This window comes from Myxococcus sp. CA033 (genome assembly GCF_013336625.1).
Classification (GTDB): Bacteria; Myxococcota; Myxococcia; order Myxococcales; family Myxococcaceae; genus Myxococcus; species Myxococcus llanfairpwllgwyngyllgogerychwyrndrobwllllantysiliogogogochensis.
On record NZ_JABUMU010000025.1, the window covers coordinates 11,973 to 32,498 of the forward strand.

A 20,526-nucleotide genomic window follows, 5' to 3' on the forward strand; every position below is an offset into this window, starting at 1 on the left:
TCCCCCATCCCAAGCCTTCCTCAACCGACGAGGCAGTCTGTGGCTGAGAGCTTTTTGATGCTGGCGCAGGCCGGGGGCGGGACCAACCCGCTGAACACCCTGGCTCTGCTCGTGGGACTGGTGGCGATCATGTACTTCGTCATGATCCGCCCTCAGCAAAAGCAGATGAAGGAGCACCGCACGCTGCTCACGTCGCTCAAGAAGGGCGATGAAGTGGTCACCTCGGGCGGCATGCTCGGGAAGATCCACCTCGTCGAAGAGCGGACCGTGACGGTGGAAGTCGCCAGTGGCGTGCGCATCCGCATCCTGAAGACGTCCATCAGTGCCAAGGGCACGGTGGCTGAGGGGCCCGCGCAGGCGGCGCCCGCCGAAGAGAAGAAGAAGGAGGAGAAGTAAATGGACCGCGGCTGGTGGTGGAAGTTTGGACTGATTGTCGCGGTGACGCTGGGGACCATCTGGTTCCTGATTCCGTCGTACTACTCGCTGGTGGTCATGGACCGTGCCCAGCGCAATGACCTGGCGGCGCTGCAAGCGCGGCTTCCCGCCTGGGCGCCTCCCGCGAAGTACCGGCTCAATCTGGGCCTGGACCTTCAGGGCGGCATCCACATGGTCATGCGCGTGGACACCAAGACGGCGCTCCAGAAGCGGACCGAGCGCCGGGGCCAGCAGATCGCCACGTACGTCGCCGACAAGAAGCTCGGCGAGGTCACGGCGGAGACGGATCCAGAGAAGCTCCAGCTCACCTTGACCGCGAAGGACCCGGCGACCATGGACGCCATCGAGAAGGACGTCCTGGCGACCTTCGGGGACTTCAAGCGGGTCAACCGCGATGGCGCGACGCTGGTGCTGTCGCCCGACGAATCCCAGGTGAATCGCTTCCGTGAGGAAGCGGTCGACCAGGCGATGCTCGTCATCCGCCGCCGCATCGACAAGTGGGGCGTCGCCGAAGTCGACGTGCGCAAGCTCGGCACCGACTCCATCCAGATTTCGCTGCCCGGCCGCAGCAACCCGGAGCAGGCCAAGGAACTGGTCGGCACCACCGCGCAGCTCGAGTTCCGGATGGTGGACGACACCAACCCGCAGTTCTTCGCGCAGCTGTTCCAGTCCAACCCGCCTCCGGCCGGCAGCGACATCACCGTGTCGGAAGAGGGTGGCTTCCCGCAGCTGCAGAGCGCCTCGCGTGACGCGCTCCTGAAGTACACCGAGGGCAAGGTTCCGGAGAACCGCCAGGTCGTCACCGAGTGCATCGCGAACCCGCTGAGAAAGAACGAGTGCTCGTCCTACCGGACGTACCTGCTGGACAAGGTCGTGCCGCTGACGGGCGAGAGCCTAGCGGGCGCGGACGCGTCGGTGAACCAGATGAACGAGCCGGAGGTGAACATCGCCTTCGACCCGGCGGGCGCGCGCGAGTTCGAGAAGCTGACCGAGGCGGGCGTGGGCCGTCGCATGGCCATCGTGCTGGACGACAACGTCCACACGGCGCCGAACATCAACGAGAAGATCGGCGGAGGCCGTGCCCGCATCACCATGGGTCGCATGGGGGCTCGCTCCCACGACGAGTGGCTGGGCGAGGCGCAGACGCTGGCGCTGGTGCTCAAGGCGGGCGCGCTGCCCGCGCCGGTGACGGTGGGTGAGATTCGTCAGGTGGGCGCGAGCCTGGGTGACGAGCTCATCAAGAAGGGCGGCCTCGCGGTGCTGGTCGGCCTGGGGCTCGTGCTCCTCTTCATGGGGCTGTACTACCGCAAGGCGGGGCTCATCGCGGACGTCGCGCTGCTCTTGAATGGTCTGCTCATCCTGGCGGGCCTGGCGTTCTTCAACGCGACCCTGACCTTGCCGGGCATCGCCGGATTCGTGCTGACGTTGGGCGTCGCGGTGGATGCCAACGTGCTCATCAACGAGCGCATCCGCGAGGAGTTGAGTCACGGCAAGACGGCCAAGGCGGCCGTGGACCAGGGCTATGACCGCGCCTTCTGGACCATCTTCGATGCGCACGTGACGGCGCTCATCGCCGGCTTCATCCTGTTCTTCACGGGCACCGGACCGATTCGGGGCTTCGCCACCACGCTCATCGTGGGGCTGTTGGCCTCGCTGTTCACGTCCATCGTGGTGACTCGCGTCATCATGACCTACTTCGTCCACGGCCGTAACGCGCAGTCGGTGTCGGTCTGAGACCGGCGGGAGCCCGGTAAACTGCCATGCAGATCCTCAAGAACAAGACGAACATCGACTTCATCGGCAAGCGCAAGCCGGCCATCTTCATCTCCACCCTCGTCAACCTCGCCATCCTGGTGGGCATCGCCACGGTGGGGTTCAACTACGGCGTGGACTTCGCCGGCGGCACGGTGGTGGAGCTGAAGTTCGACCACTCCATCAGCGCGGCGGAAGTGCGTGAGCGCGCCCAGAAGGGCGGCCTGCACGACGTGAGCGTGCAGAACATCGGCGGCGCCTCGGAGAACGCCTTCCTGCTTCGCATGGGCGGCGTCACCCAGCTCAACGAAGAGAACGCCGCGAAGGCCAAGACGGCCATCGAGGCCCTGGGCACCGTCCGCAATGTCTACTCGGACCTCGCCAACGGCATCATCAACTTCCGCTCGGCCACCCCGCTGACGGCGGAGCTCATCAAGAGCGCGGTGGAGGGGTCTGGCACCGGCGTGCAGGAGGTCCGTGTCCTGGGCGAGTCCCAGGGCGGCACCGGCGTCGACTACCAGGTCGTCGCCAGCGGCATGGCGGACAAGGTGAACTCCGCGCTCAAGGCGGGCCTGGAGAAGCCGGACTTCGAGCAGCGCCGCGTGGACTACGTCGGTCCGCAGGTGGGCAAGCAGCTGCGCAACCGCGGCGTCATGGCGCTGCTGTACTCGATGGTGGCCATCCTCATCTACGTGGCGTTCCGGTTCGACTTCAAGTTCGGCCCGGGCGCGCTGCTCGCCATGCTCCACGACGTCATCATGGTGGCGGGCTACTACCTGGTGAGCCGCCGCGAGTTCAACCTCACGGCCATCGCCGCGCTGCTGACCATCGTCGGCTACTCGGTGAACGACACCATCGTCATCTACGACCGCATCCGCGAGGACATGGCCAAGTACAAGGGCAAGCCGCTGGCGGAGGTCATCAACATCGCCATCAACGACACGCTCGGCCGCACCATCCTCACGTCCGGCACGACGGCGCTGTCGCTCATCGGTCTGCTCATCTTCGGCGTGGGCGAAATCTTCGACTTCGCCATGGCGATGCTCGTGGGCATCCTCGTCGGCACCTACTCCTCCGTGTACATCGCCAGCCCGCTCACCATCTGGCTGGACGAGCGCGCGGCGGCGAAGGAAGGCCGTCACGGCGACGGCATGAAGCAGGAGCCGAAGGCGGCGTGACGTACCCCGCCTGACTCCCGCTCGCGGGAGCCGAACGCGACGAGGGCCCTGGTCTCCCACGTGGAGGCAGGGCCCTTGTTGTTTTTCAGGCGGGTGCGCGTGTCAGAAGCGCGCGCCCAGCGTCACCGAGGCGTCGAGCAGGCCGCCGTCGGTGTCCTCGTCCAGCGCGTCATTCGCGAAGCCGTTGTCGAGCAGCACGCGCCAGGTGGCGCGGACGCCCGCTGTCAGCGCTCCGCTGTTGAACTCCACGCCCGCGGCCAGCGGCACTTCTTCCATGGTGTCGGAGTCGTAGAGGCCGCCGCCGATGCCGCGCACGTCCACATACGAGAGGCCGAAGCCCGCGCCCACGAAGGGCCGCACCGCCGTGAGGAAGGGCGGGGAGACCTTCACCAGCGCGCTGCCGCCCTGCCGGACGATGGAGGGGCCGTCATCCAGCAGCCGGATGTCGTCGATGCCGTTCTGCGAACCCTCGTAGCCGAGCTCGAACCCGATGAACGTGGTGGGCTGCACGTTGAGTGTGAGACCCCATGCCGGACCGGTGTTCGTGAGATCTCCCAGGTTGCCCGTGTAATCGCCCAGGCCGCCCTTGAGGAACACGTTGACGTCGCCTCGCTTGCCCGGCTTGCGTTCTTGCGCGGAAGCCGTGCCAGCGGCGAGCAGCGCGAGCGCCAGCGCGCCGACCTGGATACCCTTTGCAGCCATGCGGTCCTCCCTGTCAGGTGGTGTGCAATCAAGCTGTGCACCGGGTGGCCGACGCGCTCCCCACCGGCAGACGACAGGGCAAGCGCACGCCTGAACGCCTGAGCAGGAAGGGAAATGTCGTGCCCAAGGTTGGACTTTCCTCGTCAGACGTCTGAGGTACTGTCGGACTGTCAAGATTTCGTCCCGGCCACGGAGGAGTCCCGGTGGCCGAGGAGGGGAGCTGCGAGTGCGGTGGTTGCTTCCAGACGTGGTCGAGGAGGAGGTGGGGTCGCTCGCTGGGGAGCTGTCGCTCCATCCGCTCGCGGCGAGGGTGCTGCTGCACCGCGGTTACCGGACGCCTGAGTCCGCCTCCGCGTTCCTGTCGGACCGTCTGGCGGACCTGCCAGACCCCTTCCGGATGAAGGGCATGGTGGCGGGCGTGGAGCGGCTGGTGCGTGCACTGCACCGGCGCGAGAAGGTGACGCTGTACGGCGACTATGACGTGGATGGGGTGTGCTCCACGTCGCTGATGTTCCTGTTCCTGAAGGAACTGGGCGTGCCGCCGGCCACGTACATCCCCCACCGGCTGGACGAGGGCTACGGCCTCAACATGTCCGCGGTGGAGCGCATCGCCGCGGATGGCACGCGGGTGCTGGTGACACTGGATTGCGGCATCACCTCCGTGGCGGAGATCACCCGCGCGAAGGAGCTGGGGCTGGACGTCATCGTGGTGGACCACCACACGGTTCCTCCCACACTGCCTCCCGCCGTCGCGGTGCTCAACCCGCATCAGCCCGGCTGCGAGTACCCCACCAAGGCCCTGTGCGCCGCGGGCGTGGCCTTCAACCTCTGCATGGGCCTGCGCAAGCGGCTGCGCGACGATGGCTACTTCGCCACCCGCAAGGAGCCCAACCTTCGCGCCATGATGGACCTGGTGGCGATGGCCACCGTCGCGGATGTGGTGCCCCTCACCGGCGCCAACCGCATCCTGGTGACGCACGGCCTCCAGGAACTCACGGCCGCCCGCCGTCCGGGGGTGCGCGCGCTGAAGGAAGCCGCGGGCATGGACCCGGACACGACCATCACCGCGGGCCAGGTGGGCTTCCGCCTGGGGCCTCGCATCAACGCCGCGGGACGGCTGCATGACGCGTCCCTGGGACTCCAGCTGCTCTGTTCGGAGTCCTTGGAGTCGGCGCGCTCACTGGCCTCGGTTCTGGACCGGGCCAACGCGGAGCGGCAGGGAATCGAGAGCGGCATCCTCACGCAGGCGCTGGCCCAGGCCGAGGAGCGCAAGGACGCGCGCGGCTTCGTGCTCTTCGACGAGGGCTGGCACCCGGGCGTCATCGGCATCGTCGCCTCGCGCGTGGTGGAGCGCTACCACCGGCCCACCGTCATGGTGGGCGTGAAGGACGGGGTGGGGAAGGGCTCGGCGCGCAGCATCGAGGCCTTCCACCTCTACGACGCGCTCAGCGGGTGCTCGGAGCTGCTCACGAAGTTCGGCGGCCACAAGCACGCCGCCGGCCTCACCATCGACGCGGACAAGCTGCCCGCGCTGCGCGAGGCGTTCGAGAAGATCGCCTGGCAGCGCCTCACCCCCGAGGACCTCATTCCCCGCTGCCGCGTGGACGCGGTGGTGAGCGCCCGGGAGCTGGATGCGACGGCCGTGGAGGCCCTCCAGCGCCTCGGTCCCTTCGGCCAGGGCAATCCCGAGCCGGTGCTGGTGCTGCGCCATCAGGTGGCCCGCTCGCGCGTGCTGCCGGCCAAGGCGGCGGGTGGCAGCGGTCACCTCAAGCTGGCGCTGGCGGACGCACCGGAGCTGGACGCCATCGGCTTCGGCATGGCGGACCGCGTGAGGATGGTGGATGGCCCGGTGGACCTGGCCTTCCAGGCGGGCTTCGACACCTTCCGAGGTCAGCGAAAGCTGTCGCTGCGCCTCAAGGACGTGCGCGTCGCCGCGTAATCTTTTCGTCAGTGAGTGAGGGCCCGCGGTGGTTCATCCGCGGGCCCCGGAAGTCCTACGCCAGTCCCCAGCGCACCCGGCCCGGAGTCATCAGCGCGCCGACGCGGGCCAGCTCGTTGAGACGGAAGCGCTCGGCTTGTCGCTCGAAGGCATGGCGGCACCGTTCCGAGCAGAAGAAGTAACGGCGCTTCTTGTACTCCGAGGATGGCTGGCCATCCGGTGTCTCCAACTGCTTGCCGCACACCGGGTCCCAATGCTTGCCCTGGCCTTGGCCCTGTCCCTGCCCCTGCACGCCCTTCATGCCTCGCCTCCCCGCCCTGGGGCCCCACGCCCATTCCCGACGGTGGCTACAAGCAGGGCATATGCCAACCCCCAACTCCCCGGAATGCCGAGGAGCGGAGGGCCGCACGAAGGGCCGGAAGCGGAAAAACTTCCACCCGTTCACGCTCCTTGCGGGGAAGGAGCGGTCGGGAAGTGTTCTTCAGAAGGTGGCGCCGACGCTGCCACCCAGGAAGAAGTCGTTCATGTAGCCCCGGCGGTAGCCCATGGCCTCCAGGCGGAAGGACAGCCGGAAGTTGCTGCTGCTGGACAGTCGGGGACGGCCCCGGAGGCCCACGCCGTACTGGAGGAGGGGCTTGAGGCCATTCACCTTCGTCTCGTTGGCGTCCACGGTGATGGAGGTCGTCTGGTAGGCGACGCCGCCACCCACCTGGCCGAAGAAGCCGAAGTCGGACTTGCCGAACTTGAACTCGTAGGCCGGGGCGATGGTGAAGTAGTGCTGGCTGGTGCTGCCGCGAATGAAGTCGGTGCCGTCGCTGCTGTTGCCGTACGTCCAGCGCAGGTCCGCCCAGAGGTTCTCGCGAAAGGGCTCGAGGTCGAACGTGCGGCCGAACTCCCACGTGGTGCGCACGCCCAGGCCCAGCACGGTGTCGGCGAAGCGGCCCCGGGGGCTCTCCAGGAGGAGCGCGCCGGCGAGGAGCTCCACGCCCACGCCCAGGTTGGGGTCGTCCAGGCCGGCGAGCTCCTTGAAGTCGCCTTCCTCGCCCTCCTGCTCTGACGCGTTCCGGAACTCGTCGGCCTGGTCCACGTTGCGACGGCGGCGCTCGGCGGCCTCCTCCTCTTCAATCTGCTCCTGGCTGGGGCCCGGCTCGTCCTCGGGATAGGCGTACGGGTCGTCGTCATCCTGTGCGAAGGCGGGGGGCGCTACGAGCAGGCCGCCGACGAGGCAGCGGGTGAGCCAGTTCTTCACGGTGGCGGTCCTCATCAGTCGGCGCTCAGTCGGGGGCAGGTGGTACCGCCAGCGGCGCTGGCCGGGCAGAGGTTGGGATTCGTGGTGCCCACGAGCAGATCTCGGGGAATCTGCAGGTGGTCCATCAGCTCGTTGCAGACCGCTTCCTTCAGCCGCAGGTCCGTGATGTGGCTGATGATGGCGCTCGACGCCACGGCCAGCGTGAAGTTCGTCTGGTCGGAGGTGTACTGCTGGGTGAGCTGGAGCAGGCCGGGCGTCGCCGTCGAGGTGTCGCTGTAGCCGGTGACGATGGAGCGCAGCAGGATGTCGCGCTGCCCGGTGGCCTCGCCGGCCTGGTACAGCGCGCTGGCGAGCAGCGTGCCCACCCGGTACTCCTTGCCGCTGAACTCGCTCAGGCTGTTGTTCCGGATGCTGTCGCGCAGGGACGCGTCCATGCAGCGGTCCGTCTTCGCCAGGTCCCGGTCGGCTGGGATGGAGCCGTACTCGGGGCCCTCGAAGGACGAGGAGAGGAAGCGGGTGTCGCAGCCGTTCTTGGAGCGGCAGGTGGCGCCGTATGCGTGCAGGTCCGCGAGCCCCTCGTCGAACGCCTTGAGGATGTTGGCGCCAGGGCTGGGACCGCCGGTGCTGGCCCACGCGGTGAGGGCCGCGGGGAAGGCCTGCCCGGCGTACACCTTCAGGTTGAAGATGCGGTGCGAGTACTCGTGGGTGATGACGCCGGCGTTGATGGCCAGGGGCGCGCGCTGGAGCTCATCGAAGGGCAGCACGAGGAAGGACTCCATCGCCGAGAAATACAGGGCGTTGTCCTTCAGCGAGTCGCGGCTGACGTCGGTGATGGTGAAGTCGGGGAAGTAGTACGTCTTGACGGGCTTCTTGAAGTCGGCCGTTGGGATGTTGGTGACGTCGTGGAAGTAATCGAAGGCGCGCTCGAGGTTGTAATACGTCGTCACCATGTTCCAGGTGTGGAAGTCCGCGGGCCAGAGGACGTCATCCTGGGAGATGTAGCTGGCGGTGACGTCGCGGCCTTCGCCCTTGAGCAGGGCGTTGGCGAAGGCCTCGGGCGTGGTGGCGGTGGCGAGGTCCTGGTCGTTGGAGTCGTAGACGATGCGCGCGCCGCCGTGCAGGTCGGCGACGCTGCCGCTGAGACCGACGACGTCGGCGACCGTCTTGAGTTCGACCTCCTCGGGGACGTACTGCCCATTGCTGGAGAGCACCAGGGCGCGAATCTTGACCGGGGCGCTCGTGTCGGGCGCACAGCCGGCGGCCAGGCCCAGCACGGCGGTGGTGGCGATGACTGTTCGGAGCATGGGGGCCGTTTTACTCCGGTCCGCTCAGAACGTGTATTCCCCCCCGAGCGTCACCAGGCCGGAATGGACCGGGGAGGGGGTTTCCGGGTCCGCCGCCCCCTCCGGGTGGTCCTGCTGGAGCGCCACGCTGGCCCACACCCTCAGTGGCGTCCCCAGTCGCACCGTCCACCGGGTGGCCAGCAGGTGGGACCACCCCTCGCCCGAGACGTAGCGGGTGAAGGCGTAGGAGAGCTGTCCCCGCACGTCCCGTCCGGGCTTCCAGGTGACGGAGGGCCTGACGTCGAAGCGCGCGGGCGCGGTGGGGATGCCCGCGGTGGCGTTGACGTCCGCCATGCGTCGGGCCAGGACGGTGCCCAGGTCCCTGTTGACGCGGGCCTGGTAGCGGCGCAGGGCCCGGCGCGTCTCGACGGCGTTCTCCACGCGGCGCGCCATCGCCGCCTGTTCCTCCTCGGTGAACTGGCCGGCGGAGAGCGGGTCCTCGCTGTAGAGGGAGAGGCTGCCGCGCGCGCCCAGCTCCCAGCGCGTTCCCAGGAGAAGCCGGAGGCCCAGCCCCGGCCGCGCGGCCCACAGGGTGTCCTCGCGGGTGTAGCGCGTGGTGTTGCCCTGGACGTGGGTGACGAGCAGCGCCCGGCTCAGCGGGTGGCGGGTGAGGGCGAGGCTCGCGTCGGCGCCCGACTCCACGTCGGAGAGGCCCGCCGAGTCGTAGGCCACCGACAGGAGCGCGCCCTGGCTGGCGTAGCCGGTGCTGGCGTCGACGGCGGGAAGGCGGCGCGCGGGTCGTTCGGGGATGAGCTCGACGCGGGTGGACTTGGGCAGGCCCGCGCTGACGATGGCGGACAGGAGCCAGTGCTCGCCCAGCACCTGGTCGGCGCCCAGGCTGAGCTGGTGGGTGAGGGCGGTGCCCGCTTCGAGGCGGGCGCCCGTGTAGCCGAGCGTGAGGAACGTGGCCCCATCGCGCAGCTCCACGTCGCCCAGGAGGCTCCAGGCGCGGAGGTCCTTGCCGACGGTGGTCTCCACGCTGACGGTGGTGTCACCGGACTCCGCGCGGGCGGTGAGCAGGGGGGCGAGCAGTCCGAGCAGGACGCAGGCGTGGCGAAGAGGGCCCGAGGGCCTGGGCTTGCGCGTGCTGGGCTCCCCCTTCATGCGGAGGCCAACACGGAAGGCGGCGGGAAGTTGCACTCGGGTGGGGCGGACGTCAGGAAGCCCTCCAGGAGTCGACCGTTTGAGAGCAGTCAGCACGGCGCGGACTCCTTGACGCACCGTTTCCACGGTCCCTATGGTGCCGCGCCTTTTCCTTCTACGAACCACGCAGGCGGTCTCCATGGCGGTCCCGTTCATCTCCGAGGTCAAGCGTACCCACACGTGCGGTCAGCTCACCGCGACCAATGTTGGCGAGGAGGTCGTCCTCTTCGGCTGGGTGCACAATCGTCGAGACCACGGCGGCGCGGTCTTCATCGACTTGCGGGACAGGGATGGGTTGACGCAGGTGGTGTTCGAGCCGGACCACGCCGAAGCGCATGGGCTGGCGGGCAGCCTCCGGTTGGAGTTCTGCATCGGCGTGCGCGGCAAGGTCGTGTCGCGTGGCAAGAACGTGAACCCGAAGATGAAGACCGGGGAGATCGAAATCAAGGCGACGGATCTCACCATCTTCAATCGCTCCGAGCCAACCCCGTTCCCCATCGAGGACTCGATTGACACCTCGGAGGAGAAGCGGCTGGCGCATCGCTATCTGGACCTGCGCCGGGCGCCGCTCCAGAAGTCGCTGATGACGCGCTCGAAGATGCACTCGCTGACGCGCGCGTACATGGTGGACCACGGCTTCCTGGATCTGGAGACGCCGTTCATGGGCAAGTACACGCCCGGCGGCGCGCGCAACTTCCTGGTCCCCAGCCGGATGAACGCGGGCAAGTTCTACGCGCTGGCGGAGAGCCCTCAGCTCTACAAGCAGCTCTTCATGGTCGCGGGCTTCGACCGGTACTTCCAGATCGTGAAGTGCTTCCGTGACGAGGACCTGCGCGTGGACCGGCAGCCTGAGTTCACGCAGATCGACGTGGAGATGAGCTTCGTCAGCCAGGACGACATCTTCACCATCATCGAGGGGCTCATCAAGAAGCTGTGGGGCGAGGTGCTCGGCATCGACGTGCCCACGCCCTTCGCGCGGATGGACTTCTACGAGTCCATGGCGAAGTACGGCAACGACAAGCCGGACCTGCGCTTCGGGTTGGAGCACACGGTGCTCACGGACCTGATTCGCGAGCACGGTGACGCGGGCGGCGTGCCGATGATGTTCGAGGCGGTGCAGAACAAGGGCATCGTCAAGGCGATGGTCGTCCCCGCGGAGAAGGCGATGAGCCGCGCGGAGAGCGACAAGCTGGAGGAGTTCGCCAAGCAGGCCGGTGCGAAGGGCCTGGCGCGCGCGAAGGTGGCCGAGGGCGGCGAGTGGACGCAGTCCCCGCTGTCCAAGACGATTACCCCGGCGCTGCGCGCGGCCATCAACCAGGCCGTGGGCGCGAAGACGGGCGACCTCATCCTGTTCCAGTTCGGCAAGGAGTCGCTGGTCCACACGGTGATGGCGAACCTGCGCGTGCACGTCGCCAAGAAGCTCGGGCTGATTCCGGAGTACGGCAGCGGTGGCCAGTGGAAGTTCCTGTGGGTGGTGAACCCGCCGCTGTTCGAGCACGACGAGGACTCCAACACCTGGGTGGCGGCGCACCACGCCTTCACGCGTCCGCACGACGAGGACGTGCCGTTCCTGCTCAGCGACCCGGGCCGGGTGAAGTGCCACCGCTACGACGTGGTGCTCAACGGCTTCGAGATTGGTGGCGGCTCCATCCGTCTGCATGACCCGAAGGTCCAGGCGGAGGTCTTCAAGGCGCTGGGCATCGGCGAGGAGGAGGCGCAGACGAAGTTCGGCTTCCTGCTGGACGCGCTCAAGTTCGGCGCGCCTCCGCACGGTGGCATCGCCCTGGGCATGGACCGGCTCGCCTTCCTGCTGACGGGCGCCGAGTCCCTGCGCGACGTGATTCCGTTCCCCAAGACGAAGACGGGCACGGACCTGATGACGGGCGCCCCCGGCGACGTGGACGACAAGCAGCTGCGCGAGCTGCATGTCCGTCCGGTGCCGCCTCCGCAGAAGTAGTCAGACGATGGAGGCGAGGGGCTCCGGCCCCCCCTCCAGCGTCTCTCGCAGTCGATGCAGGCCCTTCTCCAGCGAGGCGCGGGTGCGTGGGGTTCCCAGGCACACGCGCACCGCCGCTGGAGCGGTGGCCGGGCCCACGGTGAACAGCTCGGCGGGCATGACGAGCACGCCGCGCCGCCGGGCCTGGGAGGTGAACGCCTCCGCGCGCCAGGTCGAGGGAAGCTTCAGCCACAGGTGGTACGTGGTGGCCTTGCCTGGACGTGGCATCAAGTCCCCGAGCACGTCCTTCGCCAGCTCCAATCGCTCGTGCGCTTCGCGGCGTCGGCGCACCACCAGCTCGTCGGCGGTGCCATCACGCACCCAGCGCGCGGTGATGTCGGCCGTGAGCGCGGGGGTCATCCGCGCGGCGAGGGCTGCTTCCTCCGCCAGTCGCTCGGTGCTCGGTCCCGCTGGCGCCGCGAGGTAGCCGATGCGCAGCCCCGGGGCGAGCAGCTTGGAGACGCCGGCGATGAACCAGCCGGACTCCGGTAGGAGCGTGCAGAGCGGTGGGGGGCGCTTGTCGAGCAGCAGGCCGTAGGCGTCGTCTTCCACCACCGTGAGGCCGTGTCGTCGGGCCACCGTGGCGATGCGGCGACGGCGCTCCTCGGGCATGACGGCGCCGGTGGGGTTCTGGAGATTGGGCAGGCAGAAGAGGACCTTCGCGCCGGTGCGGCACGCGGTCTCCAGCGCGTCGGGGAGCAGGCCGTGTTCATCCATGGCCACGCCGTGCAGTCGCAGGTGGAGCCGGTTCGCGAGCACCTTGAGGCCGGGGTAGGTGAGGGCCTCGCAGAGCACCGTGTCCCCGGGGCGCGTGAGGGTGCTGAGGGCCACTTCCATCGCGTGCTGACCGCCGGAGCACACCATGACTCGCGAGGGTTCGACTTCCAGGCCGAAGCGGGACATCCACTCGGCGCCGGCCTCGCGGTGCGCCGGGTTTCCCGCGGGGGGTTGGTAGTCGAGCAGCTCCGCGAGGCGAGGCGAGCGTTGCAGGGCGTCCAGCGACTTCTTCAGCGCGGAGCCGGCCGGGTCTCCGGGGGGTGTGGCTGGCCAGTTGAGGCCCAGGTCCACGAGCGAGTCGTCGCCCGAGTCCTGGGCAGGGGGCGGGAGCTGTCGAGGGGCATCCCGGTGGCGCACGAAGGTGCCTCGACCGACTTCGCCGCCGATAAGGCCCCGACGCTCGGCCTCCGCGTAGGCACGCGTCACCGTGCCCACCGTGACACCCACCTTCTCCGCCAGCTCACGGTGCGTGGGCAGGCGGGTTCCGGCGGCGAGGCGTCCTTCCTCGATGTCCGCTCCGAGCGCATCCGCGAGGATTCGATACAGCGGCCCCTCTCGGCCCCGGAGGTTGGGCGTCCAGATTGTCATGGTGACAATGCATACAGTTGACGGGCGCCTCCGCGCAATGCATCGATTGTGTCGATTCTTGAGCTGGATTGTATCGGTACACTCGAAGGACGGTTCGGGCCCTGGCCCGGTTCCGTGGATGGGAGACGCACGCCATGCAGGTGACCATCGTCGATGCCTTCACGCAGACCGCTGGGGCTGGCAATCGCGCGGGAGTGGTGCTGGACGCCGCGGGGCTGAGTGTGGAGGCCATGCAGCGCATCGCGACCGCGGTGGGAGCATCGGAGACGGCATTCGTCGTCTCCGGCCCCACGGCGCAGGGCGTGCGGCTGCGCTACTTCACTCCCACGGTTGAGATTGATTTCTGCGGCCACGCCACGGTGGCGTCGTTCCACCTGATGGCGGAGCGGGGGCTCGTGCCTCGCTCGGGAGCGCTCAAGTTGGAGTGCGCGGCGGGCGTCCTCGACGTGGAGCTGGAGGCAACGAGCACGCGAGGGAGTCGGGCGTGGATTGTCACCCCTCGGCATCCGTGGCTGGAGACGCCGGTTCCGCTGGAGCAGGTGCTCGCGCTCGTGGGCGGGACGGTGGACATGGTGGATGGCTCGTTGCCCGTGCGGCGCAATGCGCACCGGGTGATGGTGCCGTTCCGACGAAGAGAGGACGTGTGGGAGCTGGCGCCTCGCTCGGGCGCGTTGGACACACTACTTCGGCCCCATGGCGTGAGCGGCGTGTACTTCTTCACGCGCGAGACGCTGGAGGCAGGCAGCGTGGCACACTCGCGATACTTCGTGCCCGGCATGGGCGTGGCGGAAGACCCCGTGACGGGCTCGGCGGCCGGGCCGCTCGGCATGTACCTGGCGATGCACGGCGTGCTGCCGCTGCCGGCGGAGGGTGGCACGGTGCGCGCTCGCATCGAGCAGGGGGATGCCATTGGCAAGCCTGGGCGCATCGAGGTGGAGGTCACCGGCCGTGCCGGGCAGCCCGAGCGGGCGCGCATCGGCGGAGTGGCGGTGACGGTCCTCGACGGCACGCTGCACGTGTAGACCGGCCTACGGTCCCCGGGTGGCGCCTTCCATGGACCCGCCACCCGGAACGGGGCCCCACCGTGCGGTGCGTCAGCGGTGCGCGGGGTGGCGGGAGACCTGGACGACCCTGGAGGTGCGTCGCGGAGTGGAGTACCGAGCCACAACCGCGTAAACAGGGGCGTTACAGGGAGGGGTAGGTGCCGATGAAGACGTTCCTCGTGGTCAATCCGCGCAGCGCCAATGGCCAGACCGGGAAGCGCTGGGTGGAGATTGCCGCGCAGGTGGGAAAGGTGCTTGGCGAGTTCGGGCACGGTTTCACCCAGGGCGGGATGGATGCCGCGCGCATCGCCCGCGAGGCGATTGACCAGGGCTACGAGTGCATCGTCGCGGTCGGCGGCGACGGCACGCTGAACGAAGTCACCAACGGCTTCTTCCGCGACGGCAAGGCCATCAATCCCAACGCCGCCCTCGGCCTCATTCCGCGAGGCACCGGTGGCGACTTCCGCCGCACCTTCGGCTGGGGGCTTGACCTGGAGTCCTCCCTGGAACGGCTCCGCTCGGACACGACCGAGCCCTTTGACGTGGGCCGCCTCGACTTCATCGACAACGACGGCAACCCCGCGACGCGCTACTTCGCCAACATCGCCTCGCTCGGCGTGAGCGCGGTGGTGGCTCGTGAGGTGAACAGCGGAAGCAAGGCGCTCGGCGGCAACTTCAGCTTCGTCTGGGGCACGCTGAAGGGCCTCGTGAAGTACACCGAGCGCAAGGTCCAGCTGTCGACCGATGGTGGGCCCCCGGAGACGCTCGATGTCACCGCCGTGGCGGTGGCCAACGGCCGCTACTTCGGCAGCGGCATGTTCGTCGCCCCCGAGGCCGTCACGCACGATGGGCTGTTCGACATCACCATCTGGTCCGGTTACGGCCTGAGCGACTTCCTCCTCAAGTCCAAGGGCGTCTACAACGGCTCGCACGTCACCTGGAAAGGCACGCGTCGCCTGCGCTGCCAGACGGTTCACGCGGAGTCCGTGGATGGCCAGGAGGTCTACCTGGACGTCGACGGAGAAACGCCGGGCCGCCTGCCCGCGACCTTCACGCTCCTGCCCGCCGCCATCCGCATCAAGGTGTAGCGGGTCTGCGGCTCCAGCGGTCCTGCTGCTTTTCAGGCCCGTGAAAGTCGCGTCCGAACCGTGCCGGTGAAGTGGAAGTTTGTGCGGGCGTTGTGTCTCGCGACGGTGATGCGTGTCGATTCTCGCGCGCATTCCTCGACTGGAGCGTGCGCCGCCGCGTGGCTGCGTTTATCCGGCGAGCATGCACAAACCCACCCTGTCCACACCCCTGGCTCGTGGTTCCCTGTCGTCGCGGCTGTTGCCCTCGCTCGCGGCGCTCCTGCTGCTCCCGCTCCCCGCACTCGCGGCGCAAGTGCCTGTCGCCTGCAACAACACCGTCACCGATGACGAGACGCTGAACGCCGCCGTCGCCGCCAGCGCGGTGGGGGACGAGTTGGTCATCTCCGGGCCCTGCCTCATCAACTCGACGGTGCGTCTGCGTGGCCAGCGCGCGTATCGGGGCGGCGAGCCCTCGGGCACCGTCATCCGTCAGGCGAACGGCGCGAACCTCGCGGCGCTGCTGGCCAGCGACACGTGGCTGGATGTGGCGACCTTCACGGGCGACCCGGTCAGCGTGAAGAACCTCACGCTGGAGGGGAACCCGACCAACAACACCGGCCGTGCCACGGACGGCATCGTGCTGATGTCGTGGAACTCCACCGTGGAGAACACTCGCATCAACAACATGCGCGGCTCGGGCATCCGCCTCACGAACACCAACAGCGCGGGGACGCCCATCGTCAACACGCAGGTGAACGGGCGCATCGTCCACAACTTCATCAGCGACTCGGGTGTCCACGGCGTTCACGTCCAGGACTCGGGCAACTCCGTGACGGACTGGGACCTCATCGACAACTGGATCGCCGACTCGGGTGTCAGCGCCATCCGCCTGGAGAACTCGGCGGGCTGGAAGGTGCGCGGCAATCACCTCTACGGCGTGGGCCAGACGGCCATCGTCGCGCAGCGGCTGTTCGGCACCACCATCTCCGACAACTACATCGAGGGCTTCGGAGAGGGCACCACCGCTGGCACCTGGGCGGGCATCGGCGCCACCGTGCAGGGTGATGCGGCGTCGGTCATCTCCGACAACAAGATCTTCAACTTCGGAGGCGAGCCCAACACCGCCTCGCGCTACCACTACCTTTCCATCAGCCAGGTCAACTACGGCACGGGCTTCGTCTCCGTGACGGGCAACGCCATCCGGGGCATCGGCAGCACGCGCAGCACCGGACTGAACTACGAGAAGGGCGGGGGCACCGCGCTGACCGTCACGTCCACAGGGAACCTGGTGACGGGCGTCACCACGGCGCGGAACGTGGGCACGGGCGTCACCGTCACCACGGGACAGTAGTCGCCCCTGGGGTTCGCCTCGGTCCTCGTGGCCGAGGCGGCCTCCCTGGTGTCTCGGTGCATGTCTCGAACGAGTGGCCTCAGGGGCAACGGTCAGGACTCGGAAGCCGCGCGCGAGTGCTGTGCATGGGCAGGAGGCGGGGCGCGGTCGGGACGCGGGCTCTTGCTCTTGGCCGCGAACTTCCCCTGGTAGTAGCGCTCCCACAGCTTGAGTCCCGGAACGCCCACCAGCGTGGGGCCGAGGAACACGGCGAGCTGCATGCCCTCGATACCCAGGTGCCTCGCATTGACGACCAGCACGGCCGTCAACGTGGCGATGCCCGAGCCCACCATGGCGCCCATGTGCTGGAACCACCAGTGCATCCGCTCCTGGGGCGGGCGGAGCCAGTACCTCAGCGATGCCGCGCCCTGGAGGATTCCCACGGGCGCGAAGCCCCACAGGAGTGGAACGTCATTCACGAGGCCCCACGCTCCGGTGAACAGGCCCAGCCCCAGCGTCAGCGCGGAGAGGCCCAGGTCGAAGGGGTGACGATGCGCCGTCGTGCGAGACTTCGTGCGCAGCACGCGTACTCCCATGGACGCGGAGCTTCCGCTCATCACGCTCAGGAACATGAAGAACAACGCATGGGCCTGATGCTCCGGCCCCTGCAGGAATCTCCAACTGGAGATGATCAATCCGGTGATGGCCACGACGCCCATCGCGACCACGTAGACCCAGCCCACGCGCCGGTGGAGTGAGCCTCCCTTGCGCGCCACCAGGGGCAGCCACAGCGAGGTGAAGCCGACGACACCCGCCATGATGTGAATCGCGCGAGCGAGATAATAGAAAGACATGCAGGACTCCGACGTGCTGCGAGACGGAGGCCAAGGTACGCAAGTGCTCCAGGGCCCACATCGGCTGGAAGTCACACGGGGGCACCATGACTTCCGGCATATGTCCCGCCGCCGAGGCGGGTCCTATGCTCCGCGCCCATGGCCTTGAAGCACGCCGCACGAAAGCCCGCATCCATCCGAAGACTGCTGCGCGTGGCGGGGTTGCTCACGTGGGCTGTTGTCGGCTCTCCCCATGCGGAGGACGTGCTGCGCGAGCCCTCGCTGCTCTCCACTCCGCGCGAGCTGGCGTGGTTGGTGGCCTTTCTCGCGTTCGGCCTGGCCTATTGGTGGAATGCGCGGGCCGAGGTCGAGGACCGGCGCGGGATTCCGCTGATGGGCGTACAGGCCGTCAGCGCGCTCGTCATCGTGGCCACCAGTCGCACGGGAGTGGACGGTGCGCTGCTCGCCATCGTCGCGGCCCAGGCGCCCGAGCTGCTGCCCCAGCGGCGCGCGATGCTCTGGGTCCTCGCGCAGTCGGTGGCCCTGCTGCTCGTCTTCGTCTCCATCTACCCGCTGTCGCGCGCGCTGCTCCAGGCGCTCATCTTCATCGGCTTCCAGGGCTTCACGCTGGGCTCGGCCGTCGTCATGGTTCGCGAGGCCGAAGCGCGAGGCGAGCTGGCCCGCCTCCACGCGGAGCTCCAGTCCACCCAGGTGCTGCTCGCCGCCAGCGAGCGGGAAGGGGAGCGGCTGCGCATCGCCCGTGAGCTGCACGACTCCCTGGGCCATCACCTCACCGCCCTGTCCCTCAACCTGGAAGCCGCCGCGCACACGGCGAAGGACACGCCCTCCGCCGAGCACCTGCGCCGCGCACGCGAGGCCGCCCGCATGCTGCTGTCCGAGGTGCGCGAGACGGTGTCGGCGTTGCGTGACACCCCCGCGCCGTTGCTTGCGACGCTGCGTCAGCTCGCGCACGACATGCCCGGGCTCGCGGTCCATCTCGAGGTCCCCGAGACGCTGGCCCTCGATTCGGCCGAGGCGACGCACTCGCTCATCCGCTGCGTCCAGGAGGTCCTCACGAACACGCTGCGCCACGCCCACGCGACGCAGCTCTGGATTCGCATCGTCCCGACCGAGGAAGGCGGCGTGCGGGTCATGACCCGAGACGACGGCCGGGGCGCGCGGTCGCCGATGCCTGGCGCGGGCCTCACCGGCATGAGAGAGCGCTTCACCCGCCTGGGAGGCCGCGTGGACTGGCGCGCGGAAGAAGGGAAGGGCTGGGAGTTGGATGCGTGGCTTCCGGCCGAGAGGAGGGCCGACGCGTGATTCGACTCGTCCTGGTGGATGACCATGCGCTGGTGCGACAGGGGCTTCGCGGCTTGCTGGACCTCACGCCCGACCTGCGCGTCGTGGGCGAGGCGGTGGATGGCGAGGAGGCGCTGCGCAAGGTGGCGGAGCTGAATCCCGACGTCGTCCTCATGGACGTGCGCATGCCGCGCATGACGGGCCTGGAAGCGCTGCGGGAGCTGCGGCGCGGGCCCGTGCATCGGCGCGTGGTACTGCTCACCACCTTCGACGAGGACGCCGCCATCGTCGAGGCGTTGCGCGCGGGCGTGCAGGGCTTCCTCCTCAAGGACGTGTCGCTGGAGGAGCTGGCCGACGCCATCCGCCGCGTCCACGCGGGCGAGACGCTGCTGCCCCCCGGTGTCGCCGAGCGCGTGACCCGGGGGCTCCTGGAGCTGTCCCGGGACTTCGCGCATGCGGAGCTTCCCGAGGGGCTCACGCGGCGGGAAGTCGAGGTGCTGCGGCTCATCGCCCGGGGACTGAGCAACCGGGAGATTGCCCAGGCGCTCGGGACGGCGGAGGGCACGGTGAAGAACCAGACCTCCAGCATCCTGTCGAAGCTCGGTGTCCGGGACAGGACTCGAGCGGTGCTCCGGGGCATGGAGCTTGGCTGCCTGTAGTTCGGACATCCCTCTTGGGTAGGCCCCGGGTTCTGAGGCAACCTCCTGAATCATGTGGCGCCCGGCGTTATCCCTGCCGGACGCGCGGCACCGCGTTCCGGTGTCCGCAGGACGCAGGAGATGCCCGATGGCCCAGCAGCGTGGACCCTCCCAGCTCGACCTCTTCACGGGCGCGCCCGTGGAGGCGCCCACCCGGAGCCGGAGCCGGACCCAGCCGGTAGCGCCCGCGCCCGTGGAGGAGTCCCTCGCGTCCCTCGGTCGCGAGCTGCCCACGGGCATCTATCTGGGCACCTCGTCGTGGACGTTCCCCGGCTGGTCCGGCCTCGTCTATGACCACGAGGCCGCCGCGTCGCAGCTCGCGCGCGAGGGACTGTCCGCGTACTCGCGCCACCCCGTGCTGCGCACCGTGGGCATCGACCGGACGTTCTACGGTCCCATCAACGCCGAGGCCTTCGCCGAGTACGCGGAGCAGGTGCCCGCGGACTTCCGCTTCCTGGTGAAGGCACACGAGGTCTGCACGCTGGCGCGCTTTCCCATGCACGAGCGCTACGGCGCGCATCGAGGCCAGCTCAACGAGCGCTTCCTTCACGCGGCCTACGCGGAGGAGGCCGTGGTGCGGCCCTTCGTGGAGGGACTGGGCGACAAGGGCGGCCCGCTCGTCTTCCAGTTCCCTCCGCAGGACCCACAGGTGCTGGGCGGCCCCGCGCGCTTCGTGGAGCGACTGCACGCGTTCCTCTCCGCGCTCCCCAAGGGCCCGCTGTACGCGGTGGAGGTGCGCAACGAGGAGCTGCTGACGGAGGGCTTCGCGCAGGCGCTGGCGGACGTGGGCGCCTGTCCCGTCCTCGCGGTGTGGGCCCACATGCCCTCCATGGGCATCCAGGCCAGGCGCACCCGGGCGCTGGAGGCGCGAGCCCTCGTGGTGCGGTGGATGCTGCCGCCGAACCTCGGCTACGAGGAGGCACGTGCTCGCTATGCGCCGTTCAACCGGCTGGTGGACGAGGACGTGCCCACCCGGGATTTGCTGGCGCGAGCGTGCCTGGCCGCCCAGCGCCGCGAGCGCCCCGTCTTCGTCACCATCAACAACAAAGCCGAGGGAAGCGCACCTCTGTCCGCCATCAAACTGGCGGAACGTATCGTCACGAGCAGGACGACGGAGGGGAGCCAGCGGAGCGTCGCGTCATGAACGAGAC

Annotated in this window: 18 protein-coding genes; 11 read left to right on the plus strand and 7 right to left on the minus strand. The window is 68.6% G+C overall.

Features of this window, described 5'->3' with window-relative positions; translation table 11 throughout:
* The first annotated feature begins 39 nt into the window (after positions 1-39).
* From yajC to secF, 3 genes are read left to right on the plus strand one after another with little or no spacing between them, the layout of a single operon-like run.
* Positions 40-396, plus strand: a complete 357-nt coding sequence (yajC, locus tag HUA78_RS37225; protein ID WP_141643232.1) for a preprotein translocase subunit YajC — start codon at positions 40-42, stop codon at positions 394-396.
* On the plus strand, positions 397-2,169 hold the full coding sequence (gene secD / locus HUA78_RS37230; protein WP_174465798.1) for a protein translocase subunit SecD: 1,773 nt from the start codon (positions 397-399) through the stop codon (positions 2,167-2,169).
* Between the two features lie 26 nt (positions 2,170-2,195).
* Complete coding sequence (gene secF, locus HUA78_RS37235) at positions 2,196-3,365, plus strand: protein translocase subunit SecF (RefSeq protein WP_141643234.1); 1,170 nt, start codon at positions 2,196-2,198, stop codon at positions 3,363-3,365.
* A 102-nt stretch (positions 3,366-3,467) separates the two neighbouring features.
* Here the strand turns inward: secF and HUA78_RS37240 are convergent, their stop codons facing one another.
* Positions 3,468-4,067 (minus strand): outer membrane beta-barrel protein, encoded by a 600-nt coding sequence (locus HUA78_RS37240; RefSeq protein ID WP_174455869.1) that lies wholly within the window; start codon positions 4,065-4,067, stop codon positions 3,468-3,470.
* A gap of 226 nt (positions 4,068-4,293) precedes the next feature.
* Here HUA78_RS37240 and recJ point away from each other — a divergent pair, with 226 nt between their 5' ends.
* Positions 4,294-6,006, plus strand: coding sequence for a single-stranded-DNA-specific exonuclease RecJ (gene recJ, locus HUA78_RS37245; protein WP_174455868.1), 1,713 nt, complete (start codon positions 4,294-4,296; stop codon positions 6,004-6,006).
* 55 nt (positions 6,007-6,061) lie between these two features.
* Here the strand turns inward: recJ and HUA78_RS37250 are convergent, their stop codons facing one another.
* The 4 genes from HUA78_RS37250 to HUA78_RS37265 all read right to left on the minus strand — a co-directional run bounded on the left by HUA78_RS37250 (position 6,062) and on the right by HUA78_RS37265 (position 9,702).
* On the minus strand, positions 6,062-6,307 hold the full coding sequence (locus tag HUA78_RS37250) for a YHS domain-containing protein (protein WP_141643237.1): 246 nt from the start codon (positions 6,305-6,307) through the stop codon (positions 6,062-6,064).
* A 180-nt stretch (positions 6,308-6,487) separates the two neighbouring features.
* Positions 6,488-7,270, minus strand: a complete 783-nt coding sequence (locus HUA78_RS37255; RefSeq protein WP_141643238.1) for a hypothetical protein — start codon at positions 7,268-7,270, stop codon at positions 6,488-6,490.
* Positions 7,270-8,559 (minus strand): hypothetical protein, encoded by a 1,290-nt coding sequence (locus tag HUA78_RS37260; protein WP_141643239.1) that lies wholly within the window; start codon positions 8,557-8,559, stop codon positions 7,270-7,272. Before HUA78_RS37260 ends, HUA78_RS37255 begins: the two co-directional genes overlap by 1 nt.
* 24 nt (positions 8,560-8,583) lie before the next feature.
* The gene (locus tag HUA78_RS37265; protein WP_174478349.1) at positions 8,584-9,702 is read right to left on the minus strand and encodes a hypothetical protein; all 1,119 of its coding nucleotides are present in this window, start codon (positions 9,700-9,702) and stop codon (positions 8,584-8,586) included.
* A 178-nt stretch (positions 9,703-9,880) separates the two neighbouring features.
* On the opposite strand from HUA78_RS37265, the gene aspS reads away from it, so the two are divergent.
* Complete coding sequence (aspS, locus tag HUA78_RS37270; RefSeq protein WP_141643241.1) at positions 9,881-11,698, plus strand: aspartate--tRNA ligase; 1,818 nt, start codon at positions 9,881-9,883, stop codon at positions 11,696-11,698.
* Here the strand turns inward: aspS and HUA78_RS37275 are convergent, their stop codons facing one another.
* Positions 11,699-13,102, minus strand: coding sequence for a PLP-dependent aminotransferase family protein (locus HUA78_RS37275; RefSeq protein ID WP_174478350.1), 1,404 nt, complete (start codon positions 13,100-13,102; stop codon positions 11,699-11,701). It lies immediately after the preceding gene.
* A 134-nt stretch (positions 13,103-13,236) separates the two neighbouring features.
* On the opposite strand from HUA78_RS37275, the gene HUA78_RS37280 reads away from it, so the two are divergent.
* From HUA78_RS37280 to HUA78_RS37290, 3 genes are all read left to right on the plus strand, one after another.
* Complete coding sequence (locus HUA78_RS37280; protein WP_174478351.1) at positions 13,237-14,124, plus strand: PhzF family phenazine biosynthesis protein; 888 nt, start codon at positions 13,237-13,239, stop codon at positions 14,122-14,124.
* Positions 14,125-14,309: 185 nt separating this feature from the next.
* Complete coding sequence (locus HUA78_RS37285; protein ID WP_141643244.1) at positions 14,310-15,233, plus strand: diacylglycerol kinase family protein; 924 nt, start codon at positions 14,310-14,312, stop codon at positions 15,231-15,233.
* A 181-nt stretch (positions 15,234-15,414) separates the two neighbouring features.
* Positions 15,415-16,563, plus strand: a complete 1,149-nt coding sequence (locus tag HUA78_RS37290) for a right-handed parallel beta-helix repeat-containing protein (RefSeq protein ID WP_254624107.1) — start codon at positions 15,415-15,417, stop codon at positions 16,561-16,563.
* A 92-nt stretch (positions 16,564-16,655) separates the two neighbouring features.
* Here the strand turns inward: HUA78_RS37290 and HUA78_RS37295 are convergent, their stop codons facing one another.
* The gene (locus tag HUA78_RS37295; RefSeq protein WP_174455863.1) at positions 16,656-17,396 is read right to left on the minus strand and encodes a DUF2306 domain-containing protein; all 741 of its coding nucleotides are present in this window, start codon (positions 17,394-17,396) and stop codon (positions 16,656-16,658) included.
* Positions 17,397-17,534: 138 nt separating this feature from the next.
* Between HUA78_RS37295 and HUA78_RS37300 the strand changes: the two genes are divergently transcribed.
* The 3 genes from HUA78_RS37300 (at position 17,535) to HUA78_RS37310 (ending at position 20,519) form a co-directional block, all read left to right on the plus strand.
* Positions 17,535-18,698: a sensor histidine kinase gene (locus HUA78_RS37300; RefSeq protein ID WP_174463431.1), complete on the plus strand. Its 1,164-nt coding sequence runs from the start codon at positions 17,535-17,537 to the stop codon at positions 18,696-18,698.
* Entirely contained in the window at positions 18,695-19,336 is a 642-nt protein-coding gene (locus tag HUA78_RS37305) for a response regulator transcription factor (protein ID WP_174478352.1), read from the plus strand. The genes HUA78_RS37300 and HUA78_RS37305 overlap by 4 nt, the downstream gene beginning before the upstream one ends.
* Before the next feature lie 127 nt (positions 19,337-19,463).
* On the plus strand, positions 19,464-20,519 hold the full coding sequence (locus HUA78_RS37310) for a DUF72 domain-containing protein (RefSeq protein WP_141643248.1): 1,056 nt from the start codon (positions 19,464-19,466) through the stop codon (positions 20,517-20,519).
* Positions 20,520-20,526: the final 7 nt, after the last annotated feature.